Genomic DNA, 20,839 nt, shown 5'->3' with positions numbered 1-20,839 from the left:
ATTACTTGAGCTGATCGGCGTATTTCATGTAAGTTTCCAGGTCTTTGTCGCCGCGGCCCGAGAGGTTGATAACCACCACTTCGTCGGGCCCGGCGCCCAGCTGCCCCAGTGCGGCCAGGGCGTGGGCCGTTTCGAGGGCCGGAATAATGCCTTCCAAACGGCTCAGCTCGGCCACGGCTTTCAGGGCCTGCTCGTCCTCGATGCTGATAAACCGGGCCCGGCCCGAAGCACCCAAGTGCGCGTGCAGCGGCCCGATACCGGGGTAGTCGAGGCCAGCCGACAGCGAGTAGGGCTCGGTAATCTGGCCGTGCTCGTCCTGCATCAGCAGCGTGCGGCTGCCGTGAATGATGCCCGGCGTGCCCAGCACTGAGGTAGCGGCCGAGTGCCCGGAGTGAATGCCGTGCCCGGCCGCTTCCACGGCCACCAGCTGCACCGAGGGCTCATCCAGGAAGTGGTAGAAGGCGCCAGCGGCATTGGAGCCGCCGCCCACGCAGGCCACCACGTAGTCGGGCAGCTCGCGGCCTACTTTTTCCAGCAGCTGCTTGCGCATTTCCTCACTGATGACCGACTGCAACCGCGCCACCAGATCGGGGTACGGGTGCGGACCCACCACCGAGCCGATGATGTAGTGCGTATCCACGGGGTTGCCGATCCAGTCGCGGATGGCCTCGTTAGTGGCATCTTTCAGGGTCTGGCTGCCGCTGGTCACGGCCACTACTTTGGCCCCGAGCAGACGCATGCGCTCCACGTTGGGCCGCTGCCGCTCGGTGTCGGTTTTGCCCATATACACGATGCACTCCATGCCCATCAGCGCGCACACGGTAGCCGTGGCCACGCCGTGCTGCCCCGCGCCGGTTTCGGCAATGATGCGCGTTTTGCCCAGCCGCCGGGCCAGCAGAATCTGGCCTACGGTGTTGTTTACCTTGTGGGCGCCGGTGTGGCACAGGTCTTCGCGCTTGAGGTAGATGCGCGTGTTGTAGCGCGCCGACAGTCGTTTGGCTTCAAACAGCGGCGTGGGCCGGCCGACATAGTCGCGCAGCAGCTGCTGGTATTCGGCCTGGTACTCGGGGTCGGCCAGAATCTGCAGGTATTGCTCGCGCAGCTCTTCCACGTTGGGGTAAAGCATTTCCGGAATGAAAGCTCCCCCGAATTCGCCGTAGTAGCCGCGGGCATTGGGTTGAAAGGTCGTAGTCATGATGGTTTTTGCAGGGATTCGCGCAGCGGGTTTGGCCGCGTGGAATGCTTGGAGGTTGAGGAAGTCAGGACCGGAGCTGGCGGAACATGGGCGCCAGCCGGGCGGCGTCTTTGATGCCGGGCTGGATTTCAAACCGGCTGTTCAGGTCGACGGCGTACAAACCGGGCAGCTGCAGCTGCTGCAACGCGGCGGCGTGTTCCAGCTCCAGGCCGCCGGCCAGAAAGTAGGGCACCGACAGGTCGTAGCCTTGCAGAATGCGCCAGTCGAAGGCCGTGCCGTTGCCGCCGGGCTGCTCCCCTTTCGTGTCGAACAGAAAGTAAGTGCAGCTGCTCACGTAGGGCCGCAGCTGGTCGAAGTCAAACACGGCGTCTACCGCAAAGGCTTTGATAACCGGAATGCCCGCCGCCTGCAGCTCAGCGCACTGCGCCGGGGTTTCGTCGCCGTGGAGCTGCACCAAATCGAGGCCCAGCTGGGCCACTTTCTCCCGGATAACAGCCGTCGACTCATTGACGAACACGCCTACTTTGCGGCAGCCGGCCGGCAACTGCGGGAGCTGCGCGGCCGTGAGCGTGGCTGGCACGCAGCGCGCCGACTTCAGGTAGAAGATGAAGCCCAGAAAGTCCGGTTCCAGCGCCCCGACGGCCGCAATATTTTCCGGCTGCCGCATGCCGCACACCTTGATACGCAAAGTAGCAGCGGGGACAGATGAAGCAGCGGAAAAGCTCATGGCAGGCAGCACGTGGGGTTCCGACTAAATCAGGGTGGTCGACTCGGTGGCGTGCAGCTCCTGCACCAGCGCGTGGCAGGCTTTTTCGGGGCGGCTGCTGCGCATGAAGGCTTCCCCGATCAGGAAACCGCGGTAGCCCACGGCGCGCAGCTCATTGATGGCCGCCGCCGAGGTCAGGCCGCTTTCCGTCACCTTCACAAACTCGGCGGGAATCTGCTCGGCCAGCTCCCGGGAGGTGTCGAGGCTCAGGCTGAAATCGTGCAGATTGCGGTTGTTCACACCCACCAGATTTACCGCGTCGGGGTGCAGGGTGCGGTCCAGCTCTTCGGCATTATGCACTTCCAGGAGTACTTCCAGGCCCAACGAGCGGGCCAGCTGCCCGAAGCGCAGCACTTCCTCGGGAGTCAGCACGGCAGCAATCAGCAGAATAGCATCGGCGCCGATGCTCTTGGCTTCCAGAATCTGGTACTCGTCTACCACGAAGTCTTTGCGCAGAATCGGGCAATAATTGAAGCGGCGGGCAATGGTCAGGTCCTCATTCTTGCCGGCAAAAAACTCGGCATCGGTCAGCACCGACAGGGCCGAAGCACCGGCCTGCATGTAGCCCAGCGTGGTGCGCTCTACCGGCGCATGCTGGTTGATCCAGCCCTTGGAGGGCGACTTGCGCTTGAATTCGGCGATGATACCGCTCAAATCGTCGCGCTGCAGGTACTTGCGCAGCGACAAAGGCTGGCTGTTGAAGTAGATGCTGCGCTCGAGCAGCTTGGCGGGCACCAGGCTCTGGCGCTCGGCTACCTCACGGCGCTTGTGCGCCACGATTTTGTCCAGGATGGTGGTCATTGTGGGAGTACTAGTCATAGGAAAGTGAATCGAAGTGGCCCCTACCGGAACCGTTAGAAAGTGAAAAAAGTAACCGAATCGATGTCCGCCGGATATAAAAGGCTGACCATTAACAATTGAAAGACACTGATTTAAGTAGAAAGCAAGGTATTGAAAGCCCGACTAGCCCGGCCCGAATCCAGGGATTCGCGGGCCTGGTCCAGGGCTTCGGCAAAGGATAAGGTGGGGACCACGCACTGAATGCCCAGGGCCGCGTTGGCCGTTACCACGTCGCGCTGGGCGGCCGTGGCCCGGCCTTCCAGCACCCCGCGAAACAGCGCCGCCGACTCGGCCACGGTGCTGCCGCCGGCTAGCTGCTCCGGCGCGTAGGTAGTCAGGCCCAGGTCTTCGGCGGTGAAAAACTGCTCCCCGCGAATTGAGCTGGTTTTGGCCGCTCCGGTCAACGACAACTCATCGTAGCCATCCAGGGCGTGCACCACGGTGTAGCTGGTAGTGGTTTGCTGAAACAGGTAGTTGTAGAGGCGCAGCAGCTCCAGGCTGAACACGCCCGCCAGCTGGGCCGTAGGCCGCGCCGGGTTCACCAAGGGGCCCAGAATATTGAAGAAGGTGCGCACCCCCAGTTCCCGCCGCACGGGCCCGGCGTGGCGCATAGCCGGGTGAAAGGCCGGGGCGTGCAGAAAGCAGATGCCCGCCTCGTCCAGCTGCCGCCGCAGGGTATCGGAAGAAGCCTCGAAGTCGTAGCCGAAGTGGGCCAGGATGTTAGAAGAGCCGCAGATAGACGACACGCCGATGTTGCCGTGCTTAGCCACTTTGTAGCCCGCGCCGGCCACCACGAAGCAAGCCAGGGTGGAAATGTTGAACGTGTCTTTGCCGTCGCCGCCGGTGCCCACAATGTCGAGCACGTCGCGGGTGCCCAGCTGCGGGTCGCGGCACAGGTCGAGCAGCGCGTCGCGGAAGCCGGCCAGCTCGGGCACCGTGATGGGGCGCATGCGGTACACGGTCATGAAGGCCGCCGTTTCGGCCGGGTTAGACTCGCCCTGCCCGAGCTGCGACAGGGCTTCGTGGGCTTCGTCCCGGGTCAGGGTTTGCTGGTCGAAAAGGGTGGTGAGAAACTTTTTCAAGAGAGGAAGTGCGAAAGGAAGAAAGCAGACTGGTTTGAAAGCAGGTGCAGGGCCAGCCCCGCAGGTACAACAGCTAGCCTTCCAGCCAGTTTTTCAGCATCTGATGGCCGTGCTCAGTGAGGATAGATTCGGGGTGAAACTGCACGCCGCGCACGTCATAGTTGCGGTGGCGCAAAGCCAGAATCTGCCCGTTGGTGTCGCGGGCCGTTACTTCCAGCTCCTCGGGGAAGTTTTCCGGCGTCACCACCCAGGAATGGTAGCGGCCGACTTTGAACCGCTCGGGCAGGCCGTTGAACAGCCGGTCGTCGCCGGCCACGATGTCGGCGTCGGTGGCAATGCCGTGGAGCACAGCCGGCAGATTGTACAGCTCGCCACCAAAGGCTTCGGCAATGCCCTGGTGGCCCAGGCACACGCCCAGCATGCGCTTGGTGGGCGCATAGCGGCGAATTACTGCCGGCATCAGCCCCGCCTCCGACGGTACGCCGGGCCCGGGAGACAACATTATGGCATCGTACTGCTCAATGTCGTCCAGATTGATTTTATCGTTGCGCACCACGTCGGTGGCGGCCCCGTAGCCCAGTTCGCGCAGCAACTGCACGAGGTTATAGGTAAAGGAGTCGTAGTTATCGAGAACCAGGATTTTCATGGTGTTGGTCTGTTGGGTTGTAATTCGCCCGTCATGCTAAGCGCAGTGTAGCCGAATATCTTTACCGTGGTTGTATGCAGGTTTCACGGCAGCAGAAATGCTTCGGCAAGAGGGCGCTAGTGAAGCAGGACGTTCTGATTACGAACGTTCTTCTACTTGTTAAACAGCGGCCGTCAGCTTCTCGCCTACTGCCTCGGCGGCTTCCAGGGCTTTGCGCAGAGCCGCCAGCTTGTGGTGCACCTCATTCAGCTCCGAGTTGATGTCGGAAGCGGCCACTACGCCGGCGCCCGCCTGGTAATACAGCTGGTTGCCGGTGCTCAAAAACGAGCGAATCATGATGGCGTGGTTGAAGTCGCCGTTGAAGCCCAGATGGCCCAGGCAGCCGCCGTAGTAGCCGCGGCCCGTAGGCTCCAGCTGGTCGATGAGCTGCATGGCCCGGTGCTTGGGCGCGCCCGAGAGCGTACCGGCCGGGAACGTGTCGGCTACCACCTGCAGCGGGGCCACGCCAGGCGCCAGCATGGCATTCACTTCGCTCACGAGGTGAATGACGTGGGAGTAAAACTGGATTTCGCGGAACACCTTCACTTTCACCTCGTCGCCGTGGCGGGCCAGGTCGTTGCGGGCCAAGTCCACCAGCATCACGTGCTCGGCGTTTTCCTTGGGGTCGGCGGCCAGCTGCTGGGCCAGCTCGGCGTCCTGGGCATCGTGGCCGGTGCGGCGGAAGGTGCCGGCAATGGGAAACAGGCTAGCCTGCCGCCCTTTAATCAGCAGCTGCGTCTCGGGCGAGGAGCCGAAGATCTTGAAGTTGCCGTAGTCGAAATAGAATAGGTAGGGCGACGGGTTCACCGACCGCAGCGCGCGGTATACGTTGAACTCGTCGCCCACAAAACCCTGCTGAAAACGCCGGGACAACACAATCTGAAATACGTCGCCGCGGCGGCAGTGCTGCTGCCCGGCGGCCAGCGCCGTCAGGAATTCGGCATCGGTCTGGTTGGTCTGCTCCTCGCCTAGTAGTCCGAAGCCAAACTCGGGCAGACTCGGGTTGCGGATCAGGTTGACCAGGCGCTTGAGGCCGTCGTGGTCAGTGGGCTCATCCGAAGGCGAGTGCTCAAACACGAACAGCTCGTTGCGGAAGTGGTTGATGGCAATGACGTAGCGGTAGGTGCCGTAGATGATGTCCGGAATCTGCCCCGCTGCTTCCTTCTCAGCATTCAGCGTCAGGTCCTCGAAGTACTGCACGCCTTCGTAGCCAATGTAGCCAAACAGGCCGCCGGTGATAAAGTCGAACCCGGATTCTTCGGTTTGGAAGCTGTCGGCAAACTCCTGCAGGCGCGTCAGGGCCAAGCGCGGGGCAGCCAGGGTTTCGGTGGTTACGGAGCCGTCCACCAGGGTTTGGCGCAGCTCGCCGCGGCTGACCTCGAAGCGGGCCAGGGGCTCAAAGGCCAGGTAGCTGAAGGCATTTTGCTGGCCGTGGTAGTCGGAGCTTTCCAGCAGCAGGCAGTTGGTGTACTGGTCGCGCAGGCGCAGATACAGGCCCACGGGCGTCACCGTGTCAGCCAGCAGCCGGACATGGCGGGTTTTGAGATGAACGTGTTTCATTCGGTTTGCCCAGAGAAAACGGGCAGGTTATAGATAAAGTGATAGGAAATAGCGGCACTAGATATCGAGCTAAAATAAAAAAGCCCGGCTAGTGGCCGGGCTTTCCTTTATGATTGATGCAAGGTTGAAATGATGACCTTACCGCACGCACAGGGTTTCCCGTCCAGATTTCCGGAAAGGCCACCACCATGCTTGCTGAATAGTATCTACTGGACAGGTCATCATGAGGGGCAAATTCTCTCCTTCTTTCGGGCTCTAATGCTGCAAATATAAATGGGTTTTGGGGTTTCCCAACTCTTTCGCAACTTTTCTTACCGAATTCGCACATGAACCGCACTGCCCCTGCGGAATCCCCAGAAAAGCAGGCCTGGAATTACGAATTCTACTCCTTAATCAGTGCCTGGCTGCCTGACTGCTTGCCAGCCGTCAGGCGCATGAAGTACGTGCCTTTGGCCAGCCTGCTCACATCCACCGTCTGCCCGCTGCGCACTTTGCCCTTCAGCAGCACGCGGCCCGTCGAGTCGAGCACTTCCAGCCGGGCTTCCTTCACTGGTTCGGGCAGTTGCACCGTCAGGGCTTCCTTGGCCGGCATGGGATAGGCGCTGAAGGCCAGCGCCGCCTGCGGACTTTTGGCGGCCGTAACGCTGCCGGGGGCCATCAGCCACTGGTAGGCGGCGCCAAACTCGCGCTTCCAGAACCACTCGGCGTGCTGCCCGTCGGCACGCGGGTTGAAGCTCAGGTTGGCGGCCGGCACTCCCCCACTCTGCAGGGCGTCGCGCATGCGCTGCATGAGGGGCACCATGGTCTGGCTTTCCTGGGTGCCGCTCACAAAGTAAAAGCGCGTGTCAGGATTGGCCGGATTTTGCTGCACGTACTGGAAAAGCGGCTGCTCGGCAAACCAGAAGGCCGGCGAAAATACGCCCACTTTGCCGTACACGGCCGGGTATTTCAGGGACGCGTACACCGAAATCAAGGCGCCCATGCTGGAGCCGGCAATGCTGGTATACTCGCGGCCGCTCAGGGTGCGGTAGTTCGTATCGATGTAGGGCTTCAGGGTCTGGGTCAGGAAATCAACGTACACGTCGCCCTGGCCGCCACCGTACGCGGGGTTGTTCCAGGGCGAATACTCATTCAGGCGCTGGGCGCCGTCGTTATCAATTGCCACCACGATGCTGCCCGTGGGGTCCTGGCCCGACTGCTGCAGCTGGCTCAGAGTCTCATCGATGCCCCACTCGCCCGAGAAGCTGGTGCAGTTGTCGAACACATTCTGCCCGTCCTGCACATACAGCACGGGGTAGCGCTTGGTGGAGTTGGTAGCGTAGTCGTTAGGCAGATAAACCCACACGCGCCGGGCTCGGCCCAGTTGCGGCATGGCAAAGGCTGTGGTCATTACCCGCACGTTGGGCTGCAGCGCCGACGACTGGCAGCTGCCGCCACCGGCCAGATCTTCCCAGTTTAGCACCGTGTGCGTCACTGTTGCCGGTCCCGTTCCAAAGGTATAGCTGCGGTTGGGTACCGAGCCGTTGGTGGCATTGGTTTCCACGGAGGCCCAGGCGCCGCGGGTAAACTTATACTCGATAGTGCCGCTCTGGGCCGGCAAGGTCAGCTGGTAGGTGCCGTCCGCGTTTTTGGTCAGGGCATGGACCGCACTGCCCGGGTTCCAGTTGTTGAACGAGCCGGCCATATACAGTGTGGCGCTGGCGGGCGTATTGGCCGGCACTCCCGTCAATTTGAAGGTTACCTGGGCCGGCGCCGTGGCGGCAACCAGCAGCAGCAGGAACGTGAAAAAGTGTTTCATGCTCTAAAGTATCGGAGTTCCTTCTACAAACCCATTGGCCGGGCGGCAGTAGCCGCCCGCAGGCGGCCTAAAGCCCTAGCTGCCTTGCAAATACAAGGCTAATTTTTCTACGCAAAAAATTGGCTTGTCGAATTGGATTCAGTCCGCAAAAGCTCAAGTGAAAAAAAACAGCATTTTCCGCCCTTGGCCTACCCGCAAAAAGAGGCTGAATAATATAGGACAAAAACAAGGTGATTGACTTGCCACTTTTCCCCCTCCGCAAGGCAGTTGGTGACTCCGCACTTACCGCCTAAAGGCTTTTCCCGCTCCCTCTGGAAAATGCCTGCGCTTTATTTTAAGGCCTCAGGCTATGTTAAGGACGTGTTAAGGCACATTTCAGGCCTGTGCAAACCTTTGCACTGAAAATAGGCTGAAAACTATTTTCAGGAGGATATTAGCGTGTGTTGTATTTGTGGTTTTCAAAACTTTATCTTGCGTAGTTTATTAACGAGAAAGGTGATGTTGCACGAAGACAAAACCAGACGAAATCATGTTTTCAACACCATCGATTTCGTCTGTCCCGTCGGCTTGCAGCAGCATCCCACCACTGGCCCCGCCAGCTCAAAAATTCCCTCTCCTAACCCATTTTCAATGAAACACACTTACCTAGCGAAACTACTGTTTCTGCTACTCTTCGTCTGTGCCGGCTTCACCGGCGCATTCGCCCAAACCGGCGCCGTGAGCGGCCGTGTGCTGGACGAAAAAAGCCAAGGGGTTCCCGGTGCGACTGTTCTGATTGAAGGCACCACACTGGGTAGCTCGACCAACGCGGATGGCACCTACCTGATTCAGAACGTGCCCGCTGGTCCGCACACGGTAGTAAGCTCCTTCGTGGGCTACAACGCCAAGCGCGTGCCCGTGACCATTACTGCGGGTCAGACCACGGCTCTGGCCGACATTGCGCTGGCCGAAAATACGACCATGCTCAGCGAGGCAGTGGTAGTAGCCTACGGCACCCAGCGTCGGCAGGACGTGACGGGCTCAGTTGAGCAGATCTCCGAGAAACAGTTTGTGAAAGGGCAGGTAACCAACCCCGAGCAGCTGGTGCAGGGCAAAGTGGCGGGTCTGCAGATCACCACCGGCGGCGCCCCCGGGGCCAAGTCGGAAATCCGCATCCGCGGTGGTTCTTCGCTGAACGCCTCCAACGACCCGCTGATCGTAATTGACGGCGTACCCGTGGATAACAGCACGCTGAAAGGCGCCAGCAACCCCCTGTCGCTGATCAACCCCAATGATATTGAGAGCGTGACGGTGCTGAAAGATGCCTCCTCGACGGCCATCTACGGCTCGCGCGGCTCCAACGGCGTTATCATCGTGACCACCAAGCGCGGCCTGCAGGGCGAGGCGCTGCGCGTGAACGTGAACACCCAGTTCTCCGTGGCTACTCCCGCCGACTACGTACCCGTGCTGAACGGTGACCAGTTCCGGGCGCTTGTGAACCAGCGCGGCACGGCTGCTCAGAAAGCTGCTCTCGGCACTGAAAACACCGATTGGCAGCGCGAAATCTACCGCACGGCCTACACCACCGACAACAACGTCAGCGTGCTGGGCTCGGCGGGCAAAGTACCGTTCCGCGTATCGGGCGGCTACCTCGGCCAGCAGGGCTTGCTCCTGGAAAACACCCTGAAGCGCTATTCGGGCTCGGTCGGCGTGTCGCCGCTACTGCTCAACGACAACCTGCGCATCGACATCAACATCAAAGGCACCCAGATTGAGAATAACTTCTCGGATCAGGGCGCGGTGAACTCGGCCGTTTTCTTCGACCCAACCCAGCCGATTACCTCCAATGACCCGCGCTTTTCGCGCTACGGCGGCTATTTCGAGTTTGTGGATGCCGCTGGCAACCTCAACACCCTGGCGCCCCGCAACCCGATCAGCTCCATCAAGCAGCGCAGCGACCTGAGCACCGTGCGTCGCAGCATCGGCAACGCCCAATTCGACTACAAGCTGCCCTTCCTGAGCGGCCTGAGCGCCAACCTGAACCTGGGCTACGACATCCAGCGCGGCAAAGGCACCACCAACGTGCCCATCACGGCTGGTTCGCAGTTCAACCGCGGGGGCCTGAGCCAGCAGTACCGCCAGGACCTGAACAACCAGCTGCTCGAAGCCTTGCTGAAATACAAGCGCGACTTCGGCTCGGCCAAGTTTGACATTCTGGGCGGCTACTCGTGGCAGGAATTCCAGAACAAGAACTTCTTCTTCGATGACCTGCGCGCCAACGGTACGGTGTATCAGGCCGCTGAGCGGACCTACGACAACAAGGACCAGTACACCGACCAGTACAACCTGCTCTCGTACTTTACCCGGGCCAACCTGAACATCAACGATAAGTACCTGCTCACGGCCACGGTACGCGCCGACGGCTCCTCGCGCTTCAGCGAAGACAACCGTTGGGGCTACTTCCCCTCGGCAGCCGTTGCCTGGCGCATTAAGGGCGAAGACTTCCTGAAAGACTCGAAGGCCTTCTCCGACCTGAAGCTGCGCGTAGGTATCGGCCAGACCGGCCAGCAGGACCTGGGTGGCAACTACTACGGCTACCTGCCCTTCTCCACGCTGAGCGTTAACTCGGCCCAGTACATCATCAACGGGGTGCCATACCGCACGCTGCGCGGTGACTTCTACAACCCGAACCTGAAGTGGGAAACCACGACGACCTACAACGCCGGTATCGACTACGGCTTCTTCGACGGCCGTCTCTACGGTTCGGTTGACATTTACCAGCGCGATACGAAAGACCTGCTGAACGAAGTGCTGGTAGCCGCTGGCTCCTATCCTTCCAACGGCGGTACCCTGAACGTAGGCTCGCTGACCAACAAGGGTCTGGAAATCACGGCTAACGTGGACGCCGTGAAGAGCGAGAAGTTCAACGTGTCGGTGAATGCCAACGCGACCTTCAACCGCAACAAGCTCACGAAGCTGACCGCCAGCGACGACGTGCAGCAGGTGGACTTCCTGACCGGTGGTATCAACAACTTCGACAACGTCGGCAACGGTGACATCCAGGTAAACTCGGTGGGCTACCAGGCGCAGTCGTTCTACGTGTACCAGCAGGCCTACGGCGCCGATGGTAAGCCAATCGAAGGCGTGTTCGTGGACCGCAACGGCGACGGCGCCATCACCCTGGCCGACCGTTACCGCTACAAGTCGCCCCGTCCGCAGGCCGTGTTCGGCTTTGGCTCCAACGTGAGCTACGGCAAAGCCAGCCTGGCTTTCACGATGCGTGCTAACGTGGGTAACTACGTGTACAACAACATCCGCTCCCGCTCCCTCTACGTACCTACCAGCGGCTTCAACCGCAACTCGACGACGGAGGTACTGGAAACCGGTTTCGGCACGACGTCGGCCAACCAGATCCTCTCCGACTACTACGTGGAGAACGGCTCATTCCTGCGCATGCAGAACATCACCATCGGCTACGATTTCGGCAGCCTGGTAAAGGAGAATTCGAACCTGGGCGTCTCGTTTGCTGTTCAGAATGCGTTCCTGATTACGAAGTATCAGGGTCTGGATCCGGAAATCGAGAGTGGTATCGATAACACGGTTTACCCCCGTCCGCGCACGTTCACTGTTGGGCTGAATTTCGGCTTCTAACCCTTACCTCAAATTCCCCATGAATACTTCCTTTACCCGTAGTCTGGGCACTTTTGCCCTTGCTGCCTCGCTGTTCACCAGCGTATCCTGCACCAAAGACCTGGACCAGAAGCCCAGCTACCGTGCTAGCGCCGACGTAATCTACAGCGACCCGGCCCAGATTTTCCAGGTTCTGACCCGCCTGTATTCGGGCCTGGCCGTAGCCGGTCAGGGCCAGGTAGGCTCGAGCACCGAACGCGGCGACCTGGTGAAAATCAACGCCGACTACTCCAACTACGTCCGTAACTACTGGAACCTGCAGGAAATCACGACCGACGAGGCCACGCTGGCCTGGGGTGACCCCGGCATTCCGGACTTCAACACGCTGACCTGGAACCCCGACAACCAGTTTATCCGGGGCATGTACGAGCGGTTCTACTTCCAGATTTCGGCCTGCAACGAGTTCCTGCGCCAGACCACGCCCGAAAAGCTTTCCGAGCGGGGCATCTCCGCCAGCGGCGAAGTGGCCAACATCGGCCAGTACCGGGCCGAAGCCCGCTTCCTGCGCGCGCTGAGCTATACCCACCTGATGGACCTCTACGGCAACGTACCGTTCACCACGGAAGCCTCCGTTATCGGCGACCTGCCCCCGCAAAAGTCGCGGGCTGAGCTTTTCGCCTTCATTGACACGGAGCTGAAGGAAATCGAAAACAGCATGCTCGCGCCCCGCACCCAGTACGGCCGGGCCGACAAAGGCGCCCTCTGGGCCCTGCAAACGATGGTGTACCTGAACGCGGAGGTATACGCAAAAACCAACCGCTACACGGATGCCATTACGGCCGCCAAAAAGGTTTTGAGCGCCAACTATTCGCTGGCTCCGGAGTATCGTTCCCTGTTCCTGGCCGACAACCACGAAGGTGCCGCCAAGAATGAGATGATCTTCCCCATCGTTTTCGACGGCGTATACACCCAGAACTTCGGGGGCACGACTTTCCTGGTGCACGCCTCGATTGGCGGCTCGATGAAAGCCGCTGAATTCGGTGTGAATGGTGGCTGGTTTGGTCTGCGGGCCAAGAAAAACCTGGTCGATCTGTTCCCCGGCGGTGCCACCAGCACCGACAAGCGGGCCATGTTCTACACCCAGGATCAGTCGAAGGAAATCACCAACTTCAGCGACTTCTCCCAGGGCTACCCCGTAACGAAGTGGCGCAACGTGAAGCTGGACGGCACGCCCGGCTCGTGGTACCCCAAGCCTGACGGCAGCGGCGGCAACGGCGACTTCGTCGACACGGACTTCCCCCTGTTCCGCTTGGCTGACGTGCAGCTGATGTATGCCGAAGCCGTGCTGCGCGGTGGCACGGGCGGCGACGCCGGCCAGGCCCTGACCTACGTAAATGCTATTCGTACCCGCGCTGGTGCTACGCCGCTGGGCTCCATCAGCCTAGATGATATTCTGGCCGAGCGTGGCCGGGAGCTGTACTGGGAAGGCCACCGTCGGACGGACCTTATCCGTTTCGGCAAATACACTACCGGTGCTTACCTGTGGCCATTCAAAGGCGGGGTAGCCGAGGGCCGGGGCGTAGCCGACACCCGTACGCTGTTCCCCATTCCTACCTCCGACCGGATTGCTAACCCGAACCTCAAGCAGAACGACGGTTATTAATCGAAGCGGGACTCCGGAAGGCCGGCGCTTCGCCGTGCCGGTCTTCCCCCAACTTTCTTGGTATCTCACTTTCACTTTCGTTGTATGAAATCTCGCTTTACTCAAGTAGTTCTGGGGTTATTTACCCTGGCTACTTTTACCCTCGCATCCTGCGAAAAAGACGAGGTCCGGGCAACCGTGACTCCGGACGGCGCCCCGGCCTTTTCGGCCTCTACCAGTGCCGTGGTGCTGCAGCAGGCCAATAGCAGCGACAACGCTGTTACTTTCACCTGGTCGCCCATCAAATCGTTTACCTGGTCGAACGCCGAAAAGCCTTACAATCTGGAAACCAAGTACACGTTCCAAATTGATAAGAAAGGCAACAACTTCGCGGCTCCGGTTTCGGTTGATGCCGGCGCGGGCCCCACGACCAGCCTGACGGTAGAAAAGCTGAACGAGAGCCTGATCATGCTCGGCCTGGCCCCCAACGTGGCCGCGCCGGTTGAAATCCGCCTGAAGGGCAGCTACTCGCCCAGCGCTCAGCTGTATTCGCCTGTGGTGTCGATGACCGCGACTCCCTACAAAGTATGCGTGGCTCCTACTTCGGATGTCTGGGGCATCGTGGGCTCGGCTGCCATCAGCTGGGACACGGACGCTGTTATGACCTACGACTGCGACTCCAAGACTTACAAGCTGACGCGCACCATGGGCGTGGGCGAGTTTAAGTTCCGCGCCAACCGGGCCTGGACGGTTAACTTCGGTGACGACGGGGCTGACGGCACGCTGGAGCAGGATGGCAAAAACATCAACGTCACGACGGCCGGGGTGTACACCATCACCCTCGACCTGGCGGCGAAGAAGTACACGATGGTTAAGTAGGCACCGTTTCAGCCTACAGCCATAAAAAAGGAGCCGCTCTACCCGAGCGGCTCCTTTTTTATGGCTGTAGGCCAGCTTCAATATCTGCCCATAAAAAAAGGTGAGCCACGCGGCTCACCTTTTTTTATGACGTGGCCGGAGTGGCCGGCTATTGCACGAACACCTTGCGGGTATCCATTTTGTCGCCGATCTGCAGGCGCATCAGGTAGGTGCCTGTGGCCAGGCTGGCGGTGCTGATGGTTTTGGTTTGCAAACCAGCCGGACTCAGGCCGCTTTCGATTACGCGCACCGGACGGCCCAGCAAGTCGGTCAGCACGATGTTGACCTGCTCGGCGCGGGCTCCTACGTTATATACCACCGTGGTGGCGCCTTTGGCCGGGTTAGGGTAAACTCCCATAGCCAAGGCGGCGGCATCGGCGGCTTTGCTGCCCAGTACCGTTACGCCGGTGGCGCTGCCCACCACTACCGTCGCCGACTGAGTGCCGGGAATGGTGCGGAAGTCGGGGTCAGTAGCTAGGTTGGGCGCGGCGGGGAAAGAAGCCGGTAATGGGCCGGTGTTCTGCGGGATAAAGTCGCTGGACAGGTAGCCGCCATCGGCGTTGTTTTGCAGGCCGAACACTCGCACGTTGCCGCCGGCCGCTGCCAGTGCAATGGAAGCGCGGCTGATGGCTATTTCGAGGCCGAAAGCCGGTACTGCGCCCGAGCCGGCCGTGCCGTAGCCGGGGTTGCTGTTCAGGTTGGCCGCCGTGCGGTAGGCCACCCGCGCGCCATTGAATACGGCCAGGTTACCGGTCTGCCCCGAAACGGTGGCTACCGTCCCGTTGGCGGCCACGCCGGTGGCACCGCTCAGCACGGCCGCCGTAGCGCCGGGCGTGGTACCGCCGGTATAGACGACTCCATCAACCTGAAACTGGGCCGCGGTGCCGTTGCCTTTAATACCGATACCCATGTCGCCGGCCTGGTCGAGGAAAGGCGCGAAATTCTGGAAGGACGTGCTGCCCGTAGGCTTAGGCAGCCGGGTGCCAACGGGCACACCCGCTACGCCGGGCCGGGCCACGAGCAGCTGCAGGGAGTTGGAGATGGTGGCGGGCGTACCGTCGTTCTGCAGCGTGGCAACCAGGAAGAAATACAGGTTGGTGGCGTCAGCGGCGGCGTACATGGCAATCAGGCCGGCATCGTTGGTGGCTGAGGGCGCGAAGCCCCGCGGGCCCGTGTCGCGGCCTACCAGGGTATAGCCCGTGGCACTTACTTCGGCCGTCGTCAGCTGACCGTCGACGGTGACCTGGGCCTGGGCCTCAAAGGCACCAGCGGAAAGCAGCCCCAGAGTGGCGAGAGTAAAAATCTTCTTCATAAACGAGGAGGTTGGAGAGGGATGAAAGAAAAAATTGGTACCTGAATGCGTGAATTCGTCCGTCTTGCAGAACGGATTCAGGTAAATATACTACGCAAATTATAAAATATAACACCCGTGAGTTATTACTCACTATTAATGAGTTACCACCACCAAAAACAGTCTTTAAATACCCCGTTCGTCCTTTTCACACTACCCAGGCCTACTTCCCAACCGCCGCCCGCTCTGCGGCGCCGGACCTAAACTCGGCAGAAGGTGCCGTACGTTTCGGCTAACCTGCTAGCTTCGCAACCAAATAGCCAGCCTCCGGGACCGGGCTATCGGCTGAAACTGACAGCGTAGACCAACGACCGGCTTTGCGGGTTGTAGCGGGCTGCGGGGTCGTTTTGGCTTCACTCTCCACATACCTTATCATCTACCGTATGATTCTCATTGCCGACGGCGGCTCGACCAAGAGCAGCTGGTGCCAACTTGACGAGACTGGCAACCGGGTGTACTTCAACACTGAGGGCTACAACCCCGACTTCATCAAGACGGAAGCCATTGCCGCTTCCCTCGACAAAAACCTGCCCGAGACCCTGCCCCGCGACGAGGTGCGCGAGGTGCACTACTACGGAGCGGGCGTGTCGTCGTCGAAAAAGGCGGATGTCATTGCCCAGGCCATGCGGCAGATTTTCCCCAACGCCAACGTCACCGTCGACCACGACCTGCTGGCCGCCGCCCGGGCCCTGCTGGGCCGCAAGCCGGGCTTTGCCGCCATTCTGGGCACAGGCACTAATTCTTGCCTCTACGACGGCGAGAAAATCACCTACAACGTCGATTCGCTGGGCTACTTCCTGGGCGACGAAGGCAGCGGCTCCTTTATTGGCAAGCGCCTGATGCGCGACTACCTGCGCGGCCTGCTGCCCGATGGCCTGCAGGATATATTCCGCCAGGAGTTCAACCTCACCCGCGAGGATATTCTGGACCGGCTCTACAACCAGCCCCTGCCCAACCGGTTTCTGGCCAGCTTCGGCAAGTTTGCCTACGACCACAACAACATCAGCTACTGCCGCGAAATCGTGCTCCAGGGCTTCGAGACGTTCTTCGAGAACATCGTGCTGCATTACCCCAACTACCAGGATTACTCCTTCAACTGCGTGGGCTCGGTGGCCTACAACTTCCGCGACGCCCTGACCCAGGTAGCGCGCCACCACAGCATGGAAGTCGGCAAGATTATCCGCTCCCCCATCGATGATTTGGTGAGCTACCACGAAGCAGAGCTGAAAGCTTAGCTTTCCTACCAGCACCAAAAAAGGCCGGCTCCCACAGTGGGAGCCGGCCTTTTTGTTGGCATTGGGCGCAGCGGTTAGTGCTGCACTACCAGGCGGGTGGTCTGAACCTGCTCACCAGTGCTCAGGCGGATGAGGTAGACGCCGTTGGCCAGATCCTGCACGGGCAGGCTCAGCTGGTGGGCGCCGGCGGGCTGCTTGGCCGTGGCCTTGATGGTGCGCACGGTAGCGCCCAGCAGGTTCTGCACCGTGACGGTCACGGCGGCGGGGGTCGTCAGCTCGTAGTGCAGGCGGGCCGTGCTGCTCGTTGGGTTCGGGGCGGCCGTCAGGCGCAGCGCGTCGGTGGCGCGGGCCTTGTTGCTGAGCACCGTGGATTTCTTGAGCAGGCGCGAGGTGTACACCGCGTACTGGCCGGGCTGCAGCGTGATGTTGGCCGTAGCGTTGGTCACGGTGATGGAGTCGCCGGTGAGGTAGTTGTACCATTTGCCGGTTTGCTGGAACTCGGGGTTGATGGGCTGGGCCGTCACGTCGAAGTTGCCGATGACGGTCACCTTCAGGTTGGCATCCGAGAGGTGAATGGACTTGGTAGCGCCGCTCAGCTTCTGGGTGTAGGTGCCGGTTTTGAACACGGGCTGGGTTTTCTTCAGGGCAATCAGCTCCCGGTAGGTGTTATACAGCTTGCGGCGGTTGGCATTCTGGTAGTAGTTCCAGAGGATGGGCTTGTTGCCCACGCGGCCGTTCTGGTCGATGCTGATGTCGTAGCCGACTTCGCCAAACTGCCAGATCATCTTGGGGCCGGGCACGGTGAAGAAGAAGGCGGCGGCGGCTTCGTTGCGGGCCAGGGCCGTGTTCAGGTCGCGCGTGTTGTGGGCGGGGTTGGTCTGGTTGCCGTAGGTGATGTTCTTGAACATGAGGCGCTCCTCGTCGTGGCTTTCCATGTAGCTGACCAGGTTGGGCGTAGTCCAGCCGCGGGCCCCGGCATAAACGCCGCTGAAGTCCGAGTTGGCGTTGTAGCCCATCGTAGCTTCGTTGTAGGCGTGGCTCATGTTGCCCCACAGCATCATGCCGTAGTCCGAGAGAACCTTCTCCTCGGTGTTGTCGGCGAAGTGCTCCAGGATGCAGTACACGTTGGGGTCTACGGTCTTCATGAAGTCGTAGTAGTCCTTCCAGATGTCAATGCGCGACTGGTCGAAGTTGCCCCAGGCGCCCACGTCGGTTGGGGTGTTGCGCTGGGTGAAGCCCTTGCTCAAGTCGAAGCGGTAGCCATCCACCTTGTATTCCTGCAGCCAGAACTCCATCACGCGCTTCGAGAAGTACTTGGTGAAGGGACTTTCGTGGTTGAAGTCGTAGCCCACGTTGAAGGGGTGCGTGGCATCGGGGTTAAACCAGGGGCTGTTGGCCGCCGGCTTATCACCCTGGAAGTAGAGCTGCACCATCGGCGACTGGCCGAAGGAGTGGTTCAGCACCATGTCGAGCACTACAGCCATACCGCGGCGGTGGCACTCGTCGATGAGGCGCTTCAGCTCGTTTTTGGTGCCGTAGTATTTGTCGGGGGCGAAGTAGAACGAGGGGTTGTAGCCCCAGCTTTCGTTGCCCTCAAACTCGTTGATGGGCATCAGCTCCACGGTATTGATACCCAGGCGCTGCAGGTAGTTGAGCGTGTCGCGCAGGGTGGCGTAGTCGTGGCGGGCCAGGAAGTCGCGCAGGTGCAGCTCATACACCACCATATCGGTGCGGGCCGGGCGGGCAAAGTTGGTCGTCTGCCACTGGTAGGCCGTCTGGTTGGTTTGCAGCACCGACACGATGCCCGTAGTCAGGCCCGTGGGGTACGGCTTCAGGCTGGGGTACGTCACGGCCGGAATAAACGAGTCGTTGTTGGGGTCCAGAACTTTCTCCGAGTAAGGGTCGGCCACGCGCAGGTTGCCGTCTACCAGGTACTGGTAGCCATACTCGCGGCCGGGCGTCAGACCGTTAATCTGAATCCACCAGTTGTTGCCGTTGGGCGTTTTGTTCATGTAGCCGGCTTCCGTGGGCTGCCAGTTGTTGAACTCGCCGAGCACATAGGCAAACTGCTTGCCGGGGGCCGTCAGGTTTAGAATAACCGAAGTGCCGCCGTTGAGGTAGGTGATGCCGTCCTTGGCCCCAGCGGGCAAGGCCGCCACGTTCACCGCCGAGCGGATAACGACGACCAGGGAGTCGGAAACGGTGGTGCTGCCGCTGGTGGCCGTCAGGCGAATTACGTTGCGCCCCGGCTGCGTGGCCGTTACCGTGCCGCTGAGCGTGGTGGCGTTGGTCTGCTGGGTTACCAGGGTCTTGTTCAGGTACAGGGCCAGCGTGGAAGCCGTCGAAGCCGTGCCGCTCACGCTGATCTGGGTGTTGGCATTCACGAACAGCGGATTGCCGCCGCCCGGGGCTACCGGCGCCGTGATGCGCACCGACAGGGCACCCTGGGCCACGTCAACGAAAATGTCGCCGCCACCCGTCGCGCGGCCGACTACCGAGCCGTCGCCGCTCTTGAAAATCATGGCCAGCTTCAGAATCTGATCCGTTGCGGGCACGCCGTAGAAGGTACGGGGCGTGAAGGTGATGGTGTACAGGTTGGGGTTGGTGGTGCTGCGCGTCATTAGGGCAGCCGGGTCAGGCTGGCCGAACGAGGGGCTCTTTACATACTTCCAGTCGGAGTTGGAAGTGCTTTTGTCGGTGATAACGCCGGTCCAGATGTAGACCGGGCCGGTGAAGCCCGCCAGCGCCGCGTTGCCTTGGGTGGCATCGAAGCTGAGCGTGACTTGGTCCGTGTCGCGGAAGAACGTGGGCTGGGCCGTCACGACCTGGGCCTGGGCCGTCGTGAAGGCGCCGCACAGGAGCAGAAGCAGCCCCAGCAGGAGTCGAAGTTTTCTCATTGAGAATGTGGGAATTATTGGAAGATCAGAAACCAGCAAAACATGAAAATATTACGCAAGTTAAACACGATCCTGACGTAGACAAACCCCGGCCTGCTTATCCCTTCGTTATGGGGTCGGGCAGTCCGCAGGCGGCATTTGTTCGTAGCTTTGGCACCCCACCGCTGTGGCTGGCTTTCCTCTTCGAATGACCTTTCCGTTTCCTGTCTTTGCTGCCCTTTTCCGCGCCGGCCTGCTGGGGCTCATCGTGCTGCTGACCAGCGCACTGCCGGCGCGGGCCCAGCAGCCCGGCGCCGGGCCGCTCAGCGCAGATTCTGCAATGGCCGTCCGTCCCACGGCTCTGCCCCGCGCCGCGCCGCCCGACTCGGCGCGCCTGCTGCGCCGCCTGCCCGTGCTGGCCGGAGGCCTGGCCGTCACCTACACCGGCCTGCTCTACGTGCTCGACCAGGGCTGGTACACGGGCCCGCGCAGCGACTTTCACTGGTTCGACGACCTGCCCGAGTGGCAACAGCTGGATAAGGCAGGGCACTTCTGGGGCGCGTTTCACCAGAGCCGGGGCGCGGTGGATATGCTGCGCTGGGCCGGCGTGCCCGACCGCACTGCCACCTGGTACGGCGGCTTCGTGGGCTTTCTGCTGCAAAGTCCCATCGAGCTGCTCGACGGCCGCGACCCGGCCTACGGCGCGTCGGCCACTGATCTGGCGGCCAACTTTCTGGGCTCGGCCGCCCTTATCGGCCAGCAGCTGGCCTGGAACGAGGTACGCCTGATGCCCAAGTACTCGTTTCATACTACCCGCTACGCCAAGCTGCGGCCCAACGTGCTGGGCAAGTCCCTGGCCGAGCAGCACCTGAAGGACTACAACGGGCAGACCTACTGGCTCTGCGCCGACCTGGCGGCCTGGCTGCGGCCCGAAAGCAAGTGGCCCAAGTGGCTGCAGCCGGCCGTGGGCTACGGGGCCCAGGAAATGGTGTTCAACGACCCGGATGCCAATGCCGCGCTGGGTTTGCGCTCCTACCGCCAGTACTACCTGAGCCTCGACGTGAACCTGCGCCGCATCCCGACCCACAGCAAGCTGCTGAAGCGGGTATTTTACGTGGCCAGCATTTTTCATTTGCCGGCCCCGGCCCTGGAATACAGCTCGCGGCGCGGCCTGGTGCTGCACGGCCTGTACTTCTAGGGCACAATTGGCCGCCGGGGCGTGTTGACTACTCCCGGGGCTACGGCCCGCCCAAAGCTACGGACCAATTCTGCGTACCTTGCA

At 60.9% G+C, this 20,839-nt stretch carries 14 protein-coding genes; 5 read left to right on the top strand and 9 right to left on the bottom strand.

From position 1 onward, the window contains the following. Window position 1: 1 nt before the first annotated feature. From trpB to LGH70_RS16025, 7 genes are all read right to left on the bottom strand, one after another. On the bottom strand, window positions 2–1,195 hold the full coding sequence (gene trpB, locus LGH70_RS16055) for a tryptophan synthase subunit beta (protein ID WP_226187599.1): 1,194 nt from the start codon (window positions 1,193–1,195) through the stop codon (window positions 2–4). Window positions 1,196–1,259: 64 nt separating this feature from the next. Continuing rightward, window positions 1,260–1,922, bottom strand: coding sequence for a phosphoribosylanthranilate isomerase (locus LGH70_RS16050; RefSeq protein WP_226187598.1), 663 nt, complete (start codon window positions 1,920–1,922; stop codon window positions 1,260–1,262). 24 nt (window positions 1,923–1,946) lie between these two features. Further along, complete coding sequence (gene trpC / locus LGH70_RS16045) at window positions 1,947–2,780, bottom strand: indole-3-glycerol phosphate synthase TrpC (protein WP_226187597.1); 834 nt, start codon at window positions 2,778–2,780, stop codon at window positions 1,947–1,949. 113 nt (window positions 2,781–2,893) lie between these two features. Further along, entirely contained in the window at window positions 2,894–3,883 is a 990-nt protein-coding gene (gene trpD, locus LGH70_RS16040; RefSeq protein ID WP_226187596.1) for an anthranilate phosphoribosyltransferase, read from the bottom strand. Window positions 3,884–3,956: 73 nt separating this feature from the next. Continuing rightward, window positions 3,957–4,529 (bottom strand): anthranilate synthase component II, encoded by a 573-nt coding sequence (locus tag LGH70_RS16035; RefSeq protein WP_226187595.1) that lies wholly within the window; start codon window positions 4,527–4,529, stop codon window positions 3,957–3,959. A 159-nt stretch (window positions 4,530–4,688) separates the two neighbouring features. After that, window positions 4,689–6,128: an anthranilate synthase component I family protein gene (locus LGH70_RS16030; protein WP_226187593.1), complete on the bottom strand. Its 1,440-nt coding sequence runs from the start codon at window positions 6,126–6,128 to the stop codon at window positions 4,689–4,691. Window positions 6,129–6,510: 382 nt separating this feature from the next. Then, a complete protein-coding gene (locus LGH70_RS16025) occupies window positions 6,511–7,926 on the bottom strand; it encodes an alpha/beta hydrolase-fold protein (protein ID WP_226187591.1) in 1,416 nt (471 codons plus the stop codon). A gap of 630 nt (window positions 7,927–8,556) precedes the next feature. Between LGH70_RS16025 and LGH70_RS16020 the strand changes: the two genes are divergently transcribed. The 3 genes from LGH70_RS16020 to LGH70_RS16010 all read left to right on the top strand — a co-directional run bounded on the left by LGH70_RS16020 (window position 8,557) and on the right by LGH70_RS16010 (window position 14,056). Then, window positions 8,557–11,556, top strand: coding sequence for a SusC/RagA family TonB-linked outer membrane protein (locus tag LGH70_RS16020; protein ID WP_226187589.1), 3,000 nt, complete (start codon window positions 8,557–8,559; stop codon window positions 11,554–11,556). 19 nt (window positions 11,557–11,575) lie between these two features. Further along, complete coding sequence (locus LGH70_RS16015; RefSeq protein ID WP_226187587.1) at window positions 11,576–13,198, top strand: RagB/SusD family nutrient uptake outer membrane protein; 1,623 nt, start codon at window positions 11,576–11,578, stop codon at window positions 13,196–13,198. An 84-nt stretch (window positions 13,199–13,282) separates the two neighbouring features. Next, entirely contained in the window at window positions 13,283–14,056 is a 774-nt protein-coding gene (locus LGH70_RS16010; protein ID WP_226187583.1) for a SusE domain-containing protein, read from the top strand. Between the two features lie 148 nt (window positions 14,057–14,204). Here LGH70_RS16010 and LGH70_RS16005 read toward each other — a convergent pair whose 3' ends face one another. Further along, a complete protein-coding gene (locus LGH70_RS16005) occupies window positions 14,205–15,407 on the bottom strand; it encodes a T9SS type A sorting domain-containing protein (protein WP_226187580.1) in 1,203 nt (400 codons plus the stop codon). 422 nt (window positions 15,408–15,829) lie between these two features. Between LGH70_RS16005 and LGH70_RS16000 the strand changes: the two genes are divergently transcribed. Then, window positions 15,830–16,681: an N-acetylglucosamine kinase gene (locus LGH70_RS16000; RefSeq protein WP_226187578.1), complete on the top strand. Its 852-nt coding sequence runs from the start codon at window positions 15,830–15,832 to the stop codon at window positions 16,679–16,681. 74 nt (window positions 16,682–16,755) lie between these two features. Here the strand turns inward: LGH70_RS16000 and LGH70_RS15995 are convergent, their stop codons facing one another. Further along, window positions 16,756–19,578 carry an alpha-amylase family glycosyl hydrolase gene (locus LGH70_RS15995; RefSeq protein WP_226187576.1) on the bottom strand — a complete coding sequence of 941 codons (2,823 nt, stop codon included), beginning with the start codon at window positions 19,576–19,578 and terminating at the stop codon, window positions 16,756–16,758. 187 nt (window positions 19,579–19,765) lie between these two features. On the opposite strand from LGH70_RS15995, the gene LGH70_RS15990 reads away from it, so the two are divergent. Then, a complete protein-coding gene (locus LGH70_RS15990; RefSeq protein ID WP_226187574.1) occupies window positions 19,766–20,755 on the top strand; it encodes a DUF2279 domain-containing protein in 990 nt (329 codons plus the stop codon). Window positions 20,756–20,839 lie beyond the last annotated feature (84 nt).

Origin of the sequence: Hymenobacter nitidus (assembly GCF_020447315.1) — a bacterium.
Lineage (GTDB): Bacteria > Bacteroidota > Bacteroidia > Cytophagales > Hymenobacteraceae > Hymenobacter > Hymenobacter nitidus.
The sequence above is the reverse complement of the archived record's forward strand: the minus strand, read 5'-3'. Positions and strand labels throughout refer to the sequence as shown.

What these genes read in the sequence shown, in the direction of transcription:
- trpB (WP_226187599.1), bottom strand. Translation starts at nt 1,195, where the DNA reads ATGACTACGACCTTTCAACCCAATGCCCGCGGCTACTACGGCGAATTC.
- LGH70_RS16050 (WP_226187598.1), bottom strand. Translation starts at nt 1,922, where the DNA reads ATGAGCTTTTCCGCTGCTTCATCTGTCCCCGCTGCTACTTTGCGTATC.
- trpC (WP_226187597.1), bottom strand. Translation starts at nt 2,780, where the DNA reads ATGACTAGTACTCCCACAATGACCACCATCCTGGACAAAATCGTGGCG.
- LGH70_RS16035 (WP_226187595.1), bottom strand. Translation starts at nt 4,529, where the DNA reads ATGAAAATCCTGGTTCTCGATAACTACGACTCCTTTACCTATAACCTC.
- LGH70_RS16030 (WP_226187593.1), bottom strand. Translation starts at nt 6,128, where the DNA reads ATGAAACACGTTCATCTCAAAACCCGCCATGTCCGGCTGCTGGCTGAC.
- LGH70_RS16025 (WP_226187591.1), bottom strand. Translation starts at nt 7,926, where the DNA reads ATGAAACACTTTTTCACGTTCCTGCTGCTGCTGGTTGCCGCCACGGCG.
- LGH70_RS16020 (WP_226187589.1), top strand. Translation starts at nt 8,557, where the DNA reads ATGAAACACACTTACCTAGCGAAACTACTGTTTCTGCTACTCTTCGTC.
- LGH70_RS16015 (WP_226187587.1), top strand. Translation starts at nt 11,576, where the DNA reads ATGAATACTTCCTTTACCCGTAGTCTGGGCACTTTTGCCCTTGCTGCC.
- LGH70_RS16010 (WP_226187583.1), top strand. Translation starts at nt 13,283, where the DNA reads ATGAAATCTCGCTTTACTCAAGTAGTTCTGGGGTTATTTACCCTGGCT.
- LGH70_RS16005 (WP_226187580.1), bottom strand. Translation starts at nt 15,407, where the DNA reads ATGAAGAAGATTTTTACTCTCGCCACTCTGGGGCTGCTTTCCGCTGGT.
- LGH70_RS16000 (WP_226187578.1), top strand. Translation starts at nt 15,830, where the DNA reads ATGATTCTCATTGCCGACGGCGGCTCGACCAAGAGCAGCTGGTGCCAA.
- LGH70_RS15995 (WP_226187576.1), bottom strand. Translation starts at nt 19,578, where the DNA reads ATGAGAAAACTTCGACTCCTGCTGGGGCTGCTTCTGCTCCTGTGCGGC.
- LGH70_RS15990 (WP_226187574.1), top strand. Translation starts at nt 19,766, where the DNA reads ATGACCTTTCCGTTTCCTGTCTTTGCTGCCCTTTTCCGCGCCGGCCTG.